At 60.2% G+C, this 14,799-nt stretch carries 15 protein-coding genes; 6 read left to right on the top strand and 9 right to left on the bottom strand.

The window, feature by feature from the left end:
- The first annotated feature begins 1 nt into the window (after position 1).
- The 4 genes from ACYZTZ_RS24350 (at position 2) to ACYZTZ_RS24335 (ending at position 3,073) form a co-directional block, all read left to right on the top strand.
- Positions 2-277 (top strand): DUF493 domain-containing protein, encoded by a 276-nt coding sequence (locus ACYZTZ_RS24350; RefSeq protein ID WP_008152827.1) that lies wholly within the window; start codon positions 2-4, stop codon positions 275-277.
- Positions 277-924: a lipoyl(octanoyl) transferase LipB gene (gene lipB, locus ACYZTZ_RS24345; protein WP_056744566.1), complete on the top strand. Its 648-nt coding sequence runs from the start codon at positions 277-279 to the stop codon at positions 922-924. Before ACYZTZ_RS24350 ends, lipB begins: the two co-directional genes overlap by 1 nt.
- A gap of 1 nt (position 925) precedes the next feature.
- Positions 926-1,948, top strand: a complete 1,023-nt coding sequence (gene lipA, locus ACYZTZ_RS24340) for a lipoyl synthase (RefSeq protein ID WP_008152832.1) — start codon at positions 926-928, stop codon at positions 1,946-1,948.
- Positions 1,949-2,122: 174 nt separating this feature from the next.
- Entirely contained in the window at positions 2,123-3,073 is a 951-nt protein-coding gene (locus tag ACYZTZ_RS24335) for a S66 peptidase family protein (RefSeq protein WP_461999940.1), read from the top strand.
- Positions 3,074-3,183: 110 nt separating this feature from the next.
- On the opposite strand, the gene ACYZTZ_RS24330 is transcribed toward ACYZTZ_RS24335, so the two are convergent.
- The 5 genes from ACYZTZ_RS24330 to leuS form a co-directional block, all read right to left on the bottom strand.
- Positions 3,184-4,506 carry a lytic murein transglycosylase gene (locus tag ACYZTZ_RS24330; RefSeq protein WP_461999939.1) on the bottom strand — a complete coding sequence of 441 codons (1,323 nt, stop codon included), beginning with the start codon at positions 4,504-4,506 and terminating at the stop codon, positions 3,184-3,186.
- 62 nt (positions 4,507-4,568) lie between these two features.
- Positions 4,569-4,733 (bottom strand): alternative ribosome rescue factor ArfA, encoded by a 165-nt coding sequence (gene arfA, locus ACYZTZ_RS24325; protein ID WP_056744572.1) that lies wholly within the window; start codon positions 4,731-4,733, stop codon positions 4,569-4,571.
- Between the two features lie 200 nt (positions 4,734-4,933).
- Positions 4,934-5,971, bottom strand: a complete 1,038-nt coding sequence (gene holA, locus ACYZTZ_RS24320; RefSeq protein ID WP_461999938.1) for a DNA polymerase III subunit delta — start codon at positions 5,969-5,971, stop codon at positions 4,934-4,936.
- A 39-nt stretch (positions 5,972-6,010) separates the two neighbouring features.
- Positions 6,011-6,616, bottom strand: coding sequence for an LPS-assembly lipoprotein LptE (locus tag ACYZTZ_RS24315; protein ID WP_461999937.1), 606 nt, complete (start codon positions 6,614-6,616; stop codon positions 6,011-6,013).
- Between the two features lie 88 nt (positions 6,617-6,704).
- Positions 6,705-9,311 carry a leucine--tRNA ligase gene (leuS, locus tag ACYZTZ_RS24310; protein ID WP_461999936.1) on the bottom strand — a complete coding sequence of 869 codons (2,607 nt, stop codon included), beginning with the start codon at positions 9,309-9,311 and terminating at the stop codon, positions 6,705-6,707.
- Between the two features lie 279 nt (positions 9,312-9,590).
- On the opposite strand from leuS, the gene ACYZTZ_RS24305 reads away from it, so the two are divergent.
- Together ACYZTZ_RS24305 and ACYZTZ_RS24300 are read left to right on the top strand one after the other, a co-directional pair.
- The gene (locus ACYZTZ_RS24305; RefSeq protein WP_056744580.1) at positions 9,591-9,911 is read left to right on the top strand and encodes a hypothetical protein; all 321 of its coding nucleotides are present in this window, start codon (positions 9,591-9,593) and stop codon (positions 9,909-9,911) included.
- 108 nt (positions 9,912-10,019) lie between these two features.
- Positions 10,020-10,781, top strand: coding sequence for a YdcF family protein (locus tag ACYZTZ_RS24300; RefSeq protein ID WP_461999935.1), 762 nt, complete (start codon positions 10,020-10,022; stop codon positions 10,779-10,781).
- 113 nt (positions 10,782-10,894) lie between these two features.
- On the opposite strand, the gene lnt is transcribed toward ACYZTZ_RS24300, so the two are convergent.
- Genes lnt through ACYZTZ_RS24280 form a run of 4 tightly spaced genes read right to left on the bottom strand, consistent with a single transcriptional unit; the run spans position 10,895 to position 14,782 of the window.
- The gene (lnt, locus tag ACYZTZ_RS24295; RefSeq protein ID WP_461999934.1) at positions 10,895-12,418 is read right to left on the bottom strand and encodes an apolipoprotein N-acyltransferase; all 1,524 of its coding nucleotides are present in this window, start codon (positions 12,416-12,418) and stop codon (positions 10,895-10,897) included.
- A gap of 15 nt (positions 12,419-12,433) precedes the next feature.
- The gene (locus ACYZTZ_RS24290; RefSeq protein WP_008152854.1) at positions 12,434-13,273 is read right to left on the bottom strand and encodes an HlyC/CorC family transporter; all 840 of its coding nucleotides are present in this window, start codon (positions 13,271-13,273) and stop codon (positions 12,434-12,436) included.
- Positions 13,274-13,278: 5 nt separating this feature from the next.
- Positions 13,279-13,773 (bottom strand): rRNA maturation RNase YbeY, encoded by a 495-nt coding sequence (gene ybeY, locus ACYZTZ_RS24285; protein ID WP_056744586.1) that lies wholly within the window; start codon positions 13,771-13,773, stop codon positions 13,279-13,281.
- Entirely contained in the window at positions 13,766-14,782 is a 1,017-nt protein-coding gene (locus tag ACYZTZ_RS24280; protein WP_033054171.1) for a PhoH family protein, read from the bottom strand. The genes ybeY and ACYZTZ_RS24280 overlap by 8 nt, the downstream gene beginning before the upstream one ends.
- Positions 14,783-14,799: the final 17 nt, after the last annotated feature.

Genomic DNA, 14,799 nt, shown 5'->3' with positions numbered 1-14,799 from the left:
CATGACAGACACCGAAGTAAAGGCGCCAAAAATCGAATTCCCCTGCGCGGATTACCCTATCAAGGTGATCGGCGACACCGGCGTGGGTTTCAAGGACAAGATCATCGCAATCCTTGAGAAACACGCGACCGTTGACCACAAGACCCTGGCCGAGCGCCAGAGTACCAACGGCAAGTACACGACCATCCAGCTGCACATCATCGCCACCGGTCAAGAACAGCTGTACGACATCAACAGCGAGTTGCGGGCTACCGGTTTCGTGCACATGGTGCTGTGATGTCTGCCGCGGTGGGCTTTCGCGAGCTCGGCCAGATGGCTTACGAGCCGGTCTGGCATGCCATGCAACGCTTCACCAACGAACGCGGCAGCGATGCCGCGGACGAAATCTGGCTGGTCGAGCACCCACCGGTGTTCACCCAGGGGCAGGCCGGCAAGGCTGAGCACTTATTGCTCCCGGGGGATATTCCGGTGGTAAAGGTTGATCGCGGTGGTCAGGTGACTTATCACGGTCCCGGCCAATTGGTGGCCTACCTGTTGCTCGATGTGCGCAAGCTGGGTTTCGGCGTGCGTGACCTGGTCAGCCGCATGGAACAATGCCTGATCGAGTTGCTGGCCAGCTACGGCGTCACTGCCGTGGCCAAGCCGGATGCTCCGGGTGTCTACGTCAATGGGGCGAAAATCGCTTCTCTGGGTCTGCGGATCCGCCACGGTTGCTCCTTTCATGGCCTGGCCCTGAATGTGGACATGAACCTGGAACCGTTTCGACGGATTAATCCCTGCGGCTACGCCGGGCTGGCGATGACCCAGCTGAGCGATCACGCAGGATCGATTGAATTTGCCGAGGTAAGTGCCCGGCTGCGCGCGCAGCTCGTCAAACACCTCGACTATGCTGAGCAGACGACCCTAACGGGCGGAATCGACTGATATGACTACTGATGCAGTGCAAACCATGATCCCGACGCTGGATGTCACCGAGCGTCCGGCCCCGCGTGCCAAGGTTGAAGCCGGCGTCAAGCTGCGCGGCGCCGAGAAGGTTGCACGTATCCCGGTGAAGATCATTCCGACCACCGAACTGCCGAAGAAACCTGACTGGATTCGCGTGCGTATCCCGGTTTCCCCGGAAGTCGACCGCATCAAGGCCCTGCTGCGCAAACACAAGCTGCACAGCGTTTGCGAAGAAGCATCCTGCCCGAACCTGGGCGAATGCTTCTCCGGCGGCACCGCGACCTTTATGATCATGGGTGACATCTGCACCCGTCGCTGCCCGTTCTGCGACGTCGGCCACGGTCGTCCGAAGCCACTGGACACCAACGAGCCGGAAAGCCTGGCCATCGCCATCGCCGACCTGAAACTCAAGTACGTAGTGATCACCTCGGTTGACCGCGACGACCTGCGTGACGGCGGTGCACAGCACTTTGCCGACTGCATCCGCGAGATCCGCAAGCTGTCGCCTAACGTGCAGCTCGAAACCCTGGTCCCGGACTACCGTGGCCGCATGGACGTAGCGCTGGAAATCACCGCTGCCGAGCCGCCGGATGTGTTCAACCACAACCTGGAAACCGTGCCGCGCCTGTACAAGGCCGCGCGTCCGGGTTCGGACTACCAGTGGTCGCTGACCCTGCTGCAACGCTTCAAGCAGATGATGCCGCACATTCCGACCAAGTCCGGCCTGATGCTCGGTCTGGGCGAGACCGACGAAGAAGTGATCGAAGTCATGAAGCGCATGCGCGAACACGACATCGACATGCTGACCCTGGGCCAGTACCTGCAACCGTCCCGCAGCCACTTGCCGGTCCAGCGCTTTGTGCATCCGGACGTGTTCGCCTGGTTCGCCGAGGAAGGTTACAAGATGGGCTTCAAGAACGTCGCTTCCGGCCCGCTGGTACGTTCCTCGTACCACGCCGACGAGCAGGCGAAACTGGTCAAGGCCGAGCTGATGTCGTCCTGATCGGCTGCAAGACATGAAAACGCCCGCAAGGCCTTGCGTCTTGCGGGCGTTTTTTTGCCTTGCCCACGGCAATCAGCGCTTTTTCCTGCAACTTGCGGGGCAACGAACCCTCTTCTGTTTGTCCCCGTTCCTGACTACTGTGTGCTTGACGCTTTCACGCAGGGAGATTCATGGATGACCGTTCGACCGACTCACACCCTTTGTCCTCACGCACCCGTTCTGGCCTTGCCGTCGGAAGGGCTGATTGGCGTCATCGCGCCCGCCGGTCCCGCAGCGCTGGACACCGATAAGGCCATCGCCTGGATGCGCGCTCGCGGATACTCACTGCGGGTTTTCCCCGGCGTGTATGAGAAAGACGATTACCTGGCCGGCAGCGACGATGTGCGACTCAATGACCTGCACGCAGCGTTTGCCGACAGTGAGGTCGATGCCATCATTTGCATGCGTGGGGGTTACGGTACGCCGCGGTTGCTCGATCGCATCGACTTCGAATTGCTGCGCAACAATGCCAAGCCGTTCATCGGCTACAGCGACATCACCGCGCTGCACTTGGCGATCAGCCGTTATGCGGGCTTCGTGACTTTTCATGGCCCGATGCTCAACGCCGACCTGCTGGGTGACAAGCAAAAACCTACCGAGTCTTCGTTCTTCAACATGCTCAGAGGACAGGTGAAGGCCGGTAGCGTGTTGACGCACCCGGTGGCCTACCCGTTGGCGACGATTGAGCCTGGTATCGCTCACGGGCGTTTGCTGGGGGGCAATCTGTCGCTGATCGCTGCGACCATGGGTACGCCGTATGAGTTGGATGCCGAGGGCGTCATCCTGTTCATCGAGGACATTAACGAGCCGCTGTATCGCATCGACCGACTGCTGACCCATCTGCGTCTTGCCGGCACGCTGCACAAGCTGCGCGGGGTTCTGGTGGGGGATGTGGCGGGGGTTGATACGGTTGCGTTGGAGCGCTTGCTCAAGCAGACCTTCGAGCCATTGCGGATACCGGTGTTGTCCGGTTGGCGTAGTGGGCATTGCGATCCGAACCTGACGTTGCCGATGGGCGCGCTGGTCAGATTGGATGCGGGGAACAAGGAATTGGTGTTGGAGCAGGATGTAGTGATCAAGTCTTAGAGCTTGGTCGTCTGATAGTCAGTCTTCGCGAGCAGGCTCGCTCCCACATTGGGCCGTATTCTTTTGAAAGAACTCGGTCACCTGTGGGAGCGAGCCTGCTCGCGATGCTTTTAGCGGTTACGAAGGCCTTCCAGCAACTTGTGCGTCGGATACCCATCCGCCGGCCAGCCAAACGACTGCTGGGCGCTGCGGATCGCCTTGCGGGTGTTGGCGCCGATAATGCCGTCGGCGTTGCCCGCGTCGTAATTCTGGGCGCTCAGCAAGCTCTGCAGTTCGATCCGCTCGGTACGGCTCAGCGGCAAATCATCTTTCGGCCATGTGCCGTTGATCAGGCCGGTGCCGTTGAAACGCTCGGACAACAGGCTAACGGCCAAGGCGTAAGACGACGAGTTGTTGTACTTGAGGATCGCGCGGAAGTTGTCGAGGACCAGGAACGCCGGGCCACGGTAACCGGCCGGCAGCAGCAGGGCGGCTGACAGGTGTTCGGAGCCTGGCGGGACCTGGCCGCCATTGGGCAGGGTGACGCCCAGTTGCAGCCATTCGGCGACGCTCTTGCGAATCGTGCCATCGGCCAGTACGTAGTTGAAACTGCCCGGTAGCTGCACTTCAAAGCCCCACGGCTGGCCTTTCTGCCAGCCCGAGCTTTGCAGGTAGTGCGCCGTCGAGGCCAGCGCGTCGGCCGGGCTGCCCCATATGTCGCGGCGGCCGTCGCCATCGAAGTCCACGGCGTGGGTGTTGTAAGTGGTCGGGATGAACTGGGTCTGGCCCATGGCGCCAGCCCAGGAGCCGAGCATTTTCTCAGGCTCGATATCACCCTGTTGCAGGATCTGCAGGGCGGCGATCAGTTGCGCGTGGGCAAACCCGGGACGCCGGCCTTCATAGGCCAGGGTCGCGAGGGAATTAATCACCGACTTGTTGCCCTGGAACTGTCCGAAGTTACTTTCCATGCCCCACACCGAGACCAGTGCCTGACGATCGACGCCGTAGCGCTGCTCGATGCTTTGCAGGATGTCGGCGTACTGGTTGACCAGTGCCTGACCATTGCGTACCCGCAGCGGCGAAAGGGCGCCGTCGAGGTATTCCCACACCGGGCGGGAGAATTCCGGCTGACTGCGGTCGGCGCGGATAACGCTGGTGTCGAGGCTGACATTGGCGAAGGCGCGGTCGAACAGATCGGCGCGGATACCGGCGGCCAGAGCGTCCTTGCGGAAACCTGCCTGCCATTCGGCGAAGGTCTGGGTTGGCTGGATGTCGAGGTTATCACCGGTCGGAACCACGGGCGGAATGACCGCGGGGGCTGTCGCGACGGGGAGGGTCCGAAGCGGCTTGGCGTCGGCTGCGGTCGGTTTTTCCGCGCAGGCGACTAGCAAAACGAGGCTGGAGGCAGCTATCAGTTGGCGCAGGGGCCAACGACGGGAAATACAAAGGGGCATGCACGGGTCCAGGGAGTACGAATCAGGTGCAGACCTTAACATGTTGAGCGAGCGCTTGCCTTTCAGGCCGCCAGAAAGTAAGAAGCCTCCCAGCTATTAGACTGGAAGGCTTCGCGGCGGTAGCTGCCTTTGCCCTTGCCGGCGGGTTCCTGACGGCTGCGGAACAGTGGCTGGGCGATGATGGATTTGGCCTTGTTAGGGCCATGCTTCGATGGCTTTTTGCTCATGATCAGATCTCTCGATTGAGTGGGTTTTGCGGGGGAAATAATCTGCCGAAGTTGGGGGGCTGTCTAGAGGGGAAATTCAGATTTGATTTGTAGGAAGCAAGATCAAAAGATCGCAGCCTCGTTTCACTCGACAGCTCCTACAGGGGGACGCATTCCAATGTAGGAGCTGTCGAGTGAAACGAGGCTGCGATCTTTTGATCTTATTCAGCGGGCAACGACAATCTTTGGCCAGCCATCAACAACGACAACCGACTCAAACTCATCCACGGCGAGCCGGCCGCCTGGCCTTTGATCTGTGCGTCGATGCGCTGCGCTTCCAGCAATAACTGCGCCCAGCGTTGAGCCGAGTAGCGTTGCAAGGCTTTGCTCATCAATGGTTTGCGTTTGTCCCAGACCGGTGGTCGGGCAGAGCTGAAAGCTTTGTCCAGTGGCACGCCCTGGCTGTACTGCAGCGACAGGTTGGCCAGCAGGCGCAGCTCCCGGGCCAGCGCCCAGAGAATCACGGGTGGTTCGACGCCTTCACCGCGCAGCCCTTCGAGCATGCGCAGGGCATGAGCCGCTTCGCCGTTGAGAATCGCATCGGTCAGGCCAAAGACATCGAAGCGCGCACTGTCGGCCACCGCCGCTTGCACGGTTTCAACGGTGATCTGACCACCTTCGGCCATCAGCTTGAGCTTTTCGATTTCCTGGGCTGCCGCCAGCAGGTTGCCCTCGACCCGTGCGGCGATCAGTTCGACGGCGTCCTGGCTGGCGGAAAGCCCGGCCTGGGACAACCGTTGACGGATCCAGCTTGGCAACTGGTTGGCCTCTATTGGCCAGATTTGCACGAACTGGGTCTGCTGACCTTCGACCAGCGCCTTGCCCCACTTGGTTTTCTGCGCGCTGCCATCAAGTTTCGGCAGGCTGATCAGCAGTATTGTGTCTTCGGCCGGTCGCGAGCAGTACTCGATAAACGCGGCAGCGCCTTTGTCGCCGGGTTTGCCGGACGGCAGACGCAGTTCCAGCAGGCGCTTTTCGGCGAACAGCGACATGCTCGCGCCGGCTTGCAGCAACGTACCCCAGTCGAAACTGGCATCGGCGGCGAAGACCTGGCGTTCGTCGAACCCCTGTTGGCGGGCGGCGGCGCGAATGGCGTCGGCGGCTTCCTGACACAGCAGTGGGTCATCGCCACTGATGATGTAGACCGGCGCGAGGGCACCTTGCAGGTGTTTGGCGAGTTGGGCGGGGGCGAGTTTCATAGGCGAGGGCGAACGGGGCGCCTGAGCGCCCCGTAAGTCTTACTGCTGTGGCAGTTCGATTGGCGACTGGCGCGGGGTTTGCGCTTCAGCCTTCTGCGCCGCTTCCAGTGCATCGGCTTCAGCCTTGGCTCTGGCTTCGGCGGTCTGTTGCAGCTGATCCAGCTGGGTCGGCGTGATCTGTTGCAGGCGCAGCATCATCCGTTGAACCAGTTCACGACGGGTTTCGTTGCGGGCGTCGTTGCCTTCCTGGTCGGAACCCACCAGGTTGTTGCCGTCGTGCATGAAGACCTTCTGCACTTCGAGCTTGTCGCTCAGCAGCGACAGGTCGCGTCCGCCACGGATATCGTAGTTCAGCACCGTAGTCACCTGATACTCGCCAGTACGACCGGCACCTGCGTAGCTGAGGATGCGCTGGCTTTCCTGCTCATCAGTCAGCACCAGTTTGTAGGGGGCACCGCTGTGGACCTTGACGCCGCTGCTTTCGAGTACCTGGCGCAGTTGCGTCACGGTTTCGCCGTAGGCGTTGCGGGCACTCAGGTCGAGTTCCTTGATCGCCAGTTCATTGGTGCCGGTGCCGCGCAGCTGGAAACCGCAGGCGCTCAACAGGACCGCAAGGCCCATCACCAGCAAATTGCGTTTGATCATCTTGTTGCTCCCCTTGAAACCATGTGGGCCGATCTTGCGGCCCGAAAGGTTTTACTCGGCGCCAGGCATGACCTGGCGCCTGATCCAATTAGCTGGCGACGATATTGACCAGTTTCCCGGGCACTACGATCACTTTACGAATGGTCAGACCGTCGACAAAGCGCAGCACGTTTTCGTTGGCCCGTGCGGCGGCTTCGACTTCTTCGCGGCTGGCGCTGGCGGGCATTTCGATGTGGCCGCGCAGCTTGCCGTTGACCTGGATGACCAGTTGCAGGCTGTCCTGCACCAACGCGCTTTCGTCCAGCACCGGCCAAGCGGCGTCGATCACCGGGTCAGCGTGACCCAGGCGATGCCACAGCTCGTGGCTGATGTGCGGGGTGATTGGCGCCAGCAGCAGGACCACGGTTTCCAGGCCTTCGTGAATCAGTGCGCGATCCTGCCCAGTGCCTTGCGGGGCTTTTTCCAGCACGTTCATCAGCGTCATCACCTGGGCGATGGCGGTGTTGAATTTGTGGTTCTGGCCGACGTCGTGGCTGGCCTGCTTGATGGCCTGGTGGATCGAACGGCGAATGACTTTCTGTTCGTCATTCAGGCTGGCGACGTCCAGTTTGCCCGGCAGGCCCTGAGTGACGTGGGCTTGAGCCAGGCGCCAGACGCGCTTGAGGAAACGGTGCGAACCTTCTACTCCGGAGTCGGACCATTCAGCGCTCATGTCGGGTGGCGAGGCGAACATCATGAACAGGCGGCAGGTGTCTGCGCCGAACTGGTCGATCATCGACTGTGGGTCAACGCCGTTGTTCTTCGACTTGGCCATCTTCTCGGTGCCACCGATTTCCACCGGCAGGCCGTCTGCGATCAGCTTGGCGCTAATGACTTTGGCTTTGCTGTCGCGTTCGAGTTCGACGTCCGCCGGGTTGAACCACGTATAGGCACCGTTGGCTTCGCGACGATAGTAAGTCTCGGCGATCACCATGCCTTGGGTCAGCAGGTTCTTGAACGGCTCGTTGGAGCTCACCAGGCCTTCGTCACGCATCAGCTTGTGGAAGAAGCGCGCGTACAGCAGGTGAAGAATCGCGTGTTCGATACCGCCGATGTACTGATCAACCGGCAACCAATGGTCGGCCGCCGATTTTTCCACCAGACCGCCTTCATAGTGCGGCGAGGCGTAACGAGCGTAGTACCACGAGGACTCGACAAAGGTGTCCATGGTGTCGGTTTCACGCTTGGCCGGTGCGCCGCATTTCGGGCAGCTGCACTCATAGAACTCGGGCATGCGTGCCAGCGGCGAACCTGCGCCATCCGGTACGACGTCTTCCGGCAATATGACTGGCAACTGATCTTCCGGGACCGGCACATCACCGCAGGTGTTGCAGTGGATGATCGGGATCGGGCATCCCCAGTAGCGCTGGCGGCTGATGCCCCAGTCGCGCAGGCGGAACTGGGTGCGCGAGGCGCCGAGGTTCTTCTTGATCAGCGCGACTTCGATGGCGTCGAAAGCGCCCGCGAAGTCGAGGCCATCGAACTCGCCGGAATTGATCAGTGTGCCGTATTCGTTGTAAGCGTCCTGCCACGGAGTCGGCGTTTCGTCGCCAGCGCTGGTGCGCACGACAGGTTTGACTGGCAGGTTGTATTTGGTGGCGAACTCGAAATCACGTTCGTCGTGCGCCGGAACGGCCATGACCGCGCCATCGCCGTAGTGCATCAGCACATAGTTGGCGACCCACACCGGGAGTTTCTCACCGGTCAGCGGATGCTCGACGAACAGCGAAGTGCGCAGGCCTTTTTTCTCTTGGGTGGCGACGTCGGCTTCGGCGACGCTGCCGCCCTTGCATTCAGCGATGAACGCTTGCAGCTCAGGGTTGTTCTGCGCGGCCAGGGTCGCCAGAGGGTGTTCGGCGGCTACGGCAACGTAGGTCGCGCCCATCAGGGTGTCCGGACGGGTAGTGAATACTTTCAGAACACCGGCTTCGCCGATGGAAGCGACGTCGTACGGGAACTGCACTTCCATGCCGCGGGATTTGCCGATCCAGTTGCGCTGCATGGTCTTGACCTGTTCAGGCCAGCCAGTCAGTTCGTCGAGGCTCTCCAGCAACTCATCCGCGTAAGCGGTGATCTTGAAGTAGTACATCGGGATTTCGCGCTTTTCGATCAGCGCGCCGGAACGCCAGCCGCGACCGTCGATCACCTGTTCGTTGGCCAGAACGGTCTGATCGACCGGGTCCCAGTTCACGGTGCCGCTTTTTTTGTAAATCACGCCTTTTTCGAACAGGCGAGTGAACAGCCATTGTTCCCAGCGGTAGTAATCAGGCTTGCAGGTGGTGACTTCGCGGGACCAGTCCACTGCGAGACCCAGGCTGCGCAGCTGGGTTTTCATGTAGGCGATGTTTTCGTAGGTCCACTTGGCGGGCGCTACGTTGTTCTTCATCGCGGCGTTTTCCGCCGGCATGCCGAAGGCGTCCCAACCCATGGGTTGCAGGACGTTCTTGCCTTGCATGCGCTGGTAGCGGGAGATCACGTCGCCGATGGTGTAGTTGCGCACGTGCCCCATGTGTAGCTTGCCGCTGGGGTAAGGGAACATCGACAGGCAGTAGAACGTCTCCTTGCCTGGCTGTTCACTGACTTCAAAGGACTTTTGCTCGTCCCAGAACGACTGGGCGGCGGCTTCGATTTCACGGGGCTGATATTGTTCGTGCATGGCTACTTTTGAACTGAATAGGGGTGGCCTAATCCTCTTCAATGCAACGCTGGACGGTGATCACGCCAAATCGGCGTTTCGGTGCCCAGACGAGCTGGAAGTGGAGTTACAGGAAGCGCCGTAGCATACATGACCGCACTCTACCGAGGGAAACCCTGATTACTGCTGCGGGTCGCCCAAAAAACGCTGCGAGGGCCGTTGGTCGCAGCATTCAGCCGGTTTGTTCATGGAAGCTAAGCTCTAAATGGGGAGTGAGTCTTATCTTCAATGAGGTGATGGATGGTTGAGTCACGGCAAAAAGTTACAAAACCGGAGCTGTACGAAAGATTGATCGATCGTCTGGGAATGGCCCTGGACGCGGCAAAAACCGCTAACCGGTTACGCGATGAGCGTCCGCTGGAACTGGAGTTGCGTGGCTTGAGCCCCGCAGAGTTTGCACTGGTCAAGGCGTATCTCGATCGCAGTGAACGTGAGACACACGGATGCTTGTCAGAAGCAGTGAAGCAACTCGACGCACCACGTTCGGCCAAGATCATCTGGCTCAAGGACAAGGTTCCCGGCAGGGACGCAGTAAAGGTCCGGTCTTTGCAATTCAAGTAAGGACACTGGAAGCAATGTCTGATGTATTTGTGAAGCATAGCCCTTTCGTATTTGTTGTCGCATTGCGTCAACCCACTTAGGCTTCGGGCATCTTTTTGGAGATGCTCGATGCCTTTTCGATATTTCGTTAAACAACTCCTGTTGCCGCCCGGCATTCTTTTGCTGCTGTTGGTGCTTGCCTGGTGGTTGCGCCGCTCAAGACCGCGCCTTGCCGGGTTGTGCTTTGCGTTGGGCGTGGGTGGCTTCTGGCTGATGAGCTTGCCGGTGGTGGTGCAGTGGGGTGCCAAGGCGCTGGAACGTGAAGCGCCGCTGGCCCGCGACGATTGGGCAACGCTGAGTCAGCGCGCCGATGCAATCGTGGTGCTCGGTTCGGGGCGTGAGCGGGGCGATCTTGCGTGGGGCGCTGACCAGCCAACGGGCGTGGGCCTGGAGCGCGAGCGCTACGCGGCGCGGCTGGCCAAGGCTTCCGGTTTGCCGATTCTGACCAGCGGAGGCCTGCATTACGGCACCCCGCCGACCGAAGCGAAGTTGATGGCGGACTCGCTGCACGATGATTTCGGCATGACTGTGCGTTGGCAGGAAGGGCGCAGCCGCACGACCTGGGAGAACGCGCAGTTCAGCGCGGAAGTGTTGTTGCCGGAAGGGATCAAGCGCGTGGTCGTCGTGACTCAGGCCTGGCACATGCCACGAGCAGTCTGGAGTTTCAAAAAGGCAGGATTTGAAGTGGTGCCAGCGCCGGTGGGGTTTTTAGGCGTGGACAACGCCCGGCCACTGGGCGGCTGGATGCCGGAATTCAAATCGATCTGGCAAAGCGGGCAGTTGTTGAATGAGGCGGTGGGGCAGATCGGATATTCGATGTTTTATCGCTGAAAATCAAAAGATCGCAGCCTCGTTTCACTCGACAGCTCCTGCAGGGGATTGCGTACTCTGTAGGAGCTGTCGAGTGAAACGAGGCTGCGATCTTTTTGCAGGCGCCGTGATACCTAAACGGTTTTCGCCATCCGGCTCGCCACTAACGCCCAGCCAAACAACAACACGCAAACAATGATCAGCGGCCACGAACGCCATTGCAGATAGGGCGTCAGGTTGTGCATTGGCACCACTTCACCGTACAAAATGCCGCGCTCGAACTGCGGGATCTGGACAGTGATCTGGCCGAACGGGTTGATCAAACCGGTCACGCCGTTGTTGGTGGCACGGATCATCCAGCGACCGGCCTCCAGTGCGCGCATCTGCGCCATTTGCAAGTGTTGCAGCGGGCCGATGGACGTGCCGAACCAGGTGTCATTACTGATGGTCAGCAGCAGATCGCTACGCGCCGCAAGGCTGGCGGCGAACTCCGGGTAAACCACTTCGTAGCAGATGAACGGCGCAATCTGGTAGCCCTTGGCTTGCAGCATCGGCTGATCGACCGGGCCGCGGGCAAAGTCCGACATCGGAAGGTCGAAGAAGGCGATCAGCCCGCGCAGCACGTCCTGTAACGGAACATATTCGCCAAACGGCACCAGCTTCTGTTTGAGGTAAGTGCCATCGCCTTCGCCCACGACGGTGATGCCGTTGTAGAAATGCTTCTGGTGATGGACTTCCTCGCGAATCGGTACGCCGGTAATCAGCGCGGACTTACGCTCTGCCGCAAAGCTTCCCATCATGTTCAGGTAGCCCTCGGCGGACTCCTTGAGCACCGGGATGGCCGTTTCCGGCCAGATCAGCAAGTCGACCCGTTTCGAGCTGAAACTCATGTCACGGTACAGCGCCAACTGCGCGTTGAGCTGCGCCGGGTCCCACTTCATGCTCTGTTCGATGTTGCCCTGAATCGCCGCGACACTCAGCGGAGCACCCGCCGGGGTTGTCCAGGCGTGTTCCTTGAGCGCCATGCCGGCCACCCAAGGGCCGACCAGCAGCAACACACCCGCGGCGATGAAGCCTTTGCGGCCGGTGCGCACCAGACGCAAAGCGTTATAGAGCAGCGCGGCCGTCAGGGCCAGGGTGAAGGAGATCAGCCACATCCCGCCGAGTGGCGCGAGCCCGGCCAACGGGCCGTCGAGCTGGCTGTAGCCGGAATAAAGCCAGGGAAAACCGGTCAGGAACCAGCCGCGAAAGGCTTCCTGGCCGACCCACAACGCCGCAAACGCCAAGGCATCGGCCAGCGGTGCTTCGTTACGGCGCAGCCAGCGCGCCCAGATCCAGGCGGGCAGGGCGAAGAACCAGGCAATCGCCGCCGTGAAGATCAGCATCAGGAAACCGGCCAGCAGCACCGAAGCGCCGCCGAAGTGGTGAATGCTGTAATAGATCCAACTGGTGCCAGCACCAAACAGGCCGAAACCGAAACACCAGCCACGGCCCAAGGCCTGGCGGGGGCTCAGTTCACGCAAGCCGGCATAGAAGAATCCGACCGCCAGCAACGCCAACGGCCAGATATCGAACGGCGCCAGGGCCAGGGTGGTGAGTGCACCGGCCGCCACGGCCAGCAGGTTACCGGGCCAGCCGGGGCGGGTTATCCAGCGCATTTCTATCCTTAGTTTTTACCGAGCAATGGGCGTCAGGCGAAGCAAGTGAATCCGACGGCTGTCGGCGTTCAGGATGCGGAAGCGATAAGGGCCAATTTCAGTGATTTCGTTGCGTTTTGGCAGGTGCCCGAACGCGCTCATCACCAGACCACCGACGGTGTCGAATTCGTCATCGGAGAATTGGCTGTCGAAGAACTCGTTGAAGTTCTCGATCGGCGTCAGGGCCTTGATCAGGAAGTCACCGCTGGGCAGCGGCTTGATGTAGCTGTCTTCTTCGACGTCATGCTCGTCTTCGATGTCGCCGACGATTTGTTCCAGCACGTCTTCGATGGTCACCAGACCCGCCACGCCGCCGTATTCGTCAATGACGATGGCCATGTGGTTGTGGTTGGCGCGGAACTCGCGCAGCAGCACATTCAGACGCTTGGACTCGGGCACGAAGGTGGCCGGGCGCAGCAGGTCCTTGATGTTGAAGCTGTCGCCGTTTTCCTTGAGGATCAACGGCAGCAAGTCCTTGGCCAGCAACACGCCCATCACGTCATCGTGGCTTTCGCCGATCACCGGGTAGCGGGAGTGGGCCGAGTCGACCACGGCAGGCAGGAACTCGCGGGGTGTCTGGGTCGCCTTGATGCTGATCATCTGCGAGCGCGGGACCATGATGTCCCGTACTTGCAGGTCAGCGACCTGGATGGCGCCTTCGACGATGGCCAGCGCTTCGCTGTCCAGCAACTTGTTTTGGTGTGCATCGCGCAGCAGCTCCAGCAGCTCCTGGCGGTTCTTCGGCTCGTGGGCAAAAGCCTGGGTGAGCTTACCCAGCCATGACTTTTGCCCGTTGCTCGATCGATCTTCGCTCATAGCGATTACTCTGAATCCTTTGTTGTAACGATAGGGGATGTGTCTGTTTCGTCGTCCGCATACGGGTCGGGATAGCCCAACTCTGCAAGCAACGTTCGTTCCAGTGCTTCCATTTCTTCGGCTTCATCGTCATCTATATGGTCGTAACCCAACAGATGCAAGCAGCCGTGAATGACCAGATGAGCCCAATGGGCCTTGAGTGCCTTGCCTTGTTCGGCGGCTTCGCGCTCGACCACTGCCACGCAGATCACCAGATCGCCCAGTAACGGGATATCCAGGAATTCGTCGGGAACGTCTGCGGGGAACGATAGAACGTTAGTGGCGTAATCCTTTTGCCGCCAGGTGTGATTGAGCTCACGACCTTCGGCTTCATCGACCAGGCGAATGGTCATCTCGGAATCAGCGGTGCGCTGGCGCAGGGCCAGTTCGCACCATTGGCGGAACTCGGCTTCGCTTGGGGCAGGCGCGTCGGTAGCCAGTTGCAGATCAAGCTCAAGCATCGTGGCGGTTGTCCTTGGACGAGAACTTCGCCGGTTCGTCGGCCACGCGATTCTCGAAGCGCTCGTAAGCTTCGACGATGCGCTGCACCAGCGGATGGCGCACGACGTCTTTGGGCATGAAATGGGTGAAGCTGATTCCCGGTACGTCTTTGAGCACTTCGATCACATGGTGCAGCCCGGACTTGGTGCCTTTCGGCAGGTCGACCTGGGTGATGTCACCGGTGATGACCGCCGTGGAGCCAAAGCCGATCCGGGTCAGGAACATCTTCATCTGCTCGACGGTGGTGTTCTGGCTTTCGTCGAGGATGATGAAACTGTTGTTCAAGGTGCGACCGCGCATGTAGGCCAGCGGCGCAACTTCGATCACCTGACGCTCGATCAGCTTGGCGACGTGTTCGAAGCCGAGCATTTCGTAGAGTGCGTCGTAGAGCGGGCGCAGGTACGGGTCGATCTTCTGCGACAGGTCGCCAGGCAGGAAGCCGAGCTTTTCGCCCGCTTCAACCGCCGGGCGCACCAGCAGGATGCGGCGAATCTGCTCGCGTTCCAGTGCGTCTACCGCGCAGGCAACGGCCAGATAAGTCTTGCCGGTACCGGCCGGGCCGATGCCGAAGTTGATGTCGTTACCGAGGATTTCCTTCACGTAGCGCAACTGATTCAAGCCACGAGGGCGAATCATGCCTTTTTTGGTGCGCAGGGCGACGGAGGGTTCGGAGGGGGAGACGTTGTCCAGCTCTTCGACGGCCGATTCCTGCAGGAACAGGTGAACCATGTCCGGCGACAGCTCGGTACCTTTGGTTTCCCGGTACAGGCGGCGCAGGAGGTTTTCCGCGGAGGTGGTGTGTTTGGGCTCGCCGATCAGTTCGAACTGGTTTCCGCGGTTGCGGATCTCGATGGTCAGGCGCTGTTCGATCAAGCGCAGATGCTCGTCGAATTGCCCGCACAGATTGGCGAAGCGGCGAGCTTCAAAAGGCTCGAGGATAAAACGATGTGGTTCTATGGGTGCGTTCAAGGTCGTATTTAGCCGCC

It is taken from the genome of Pseudomonas sp. LB3P58 (genome assembly GCF_054897895.1).
This window is presented reverse-complemented; position numbering and strand designations above follow the sequence as displayed.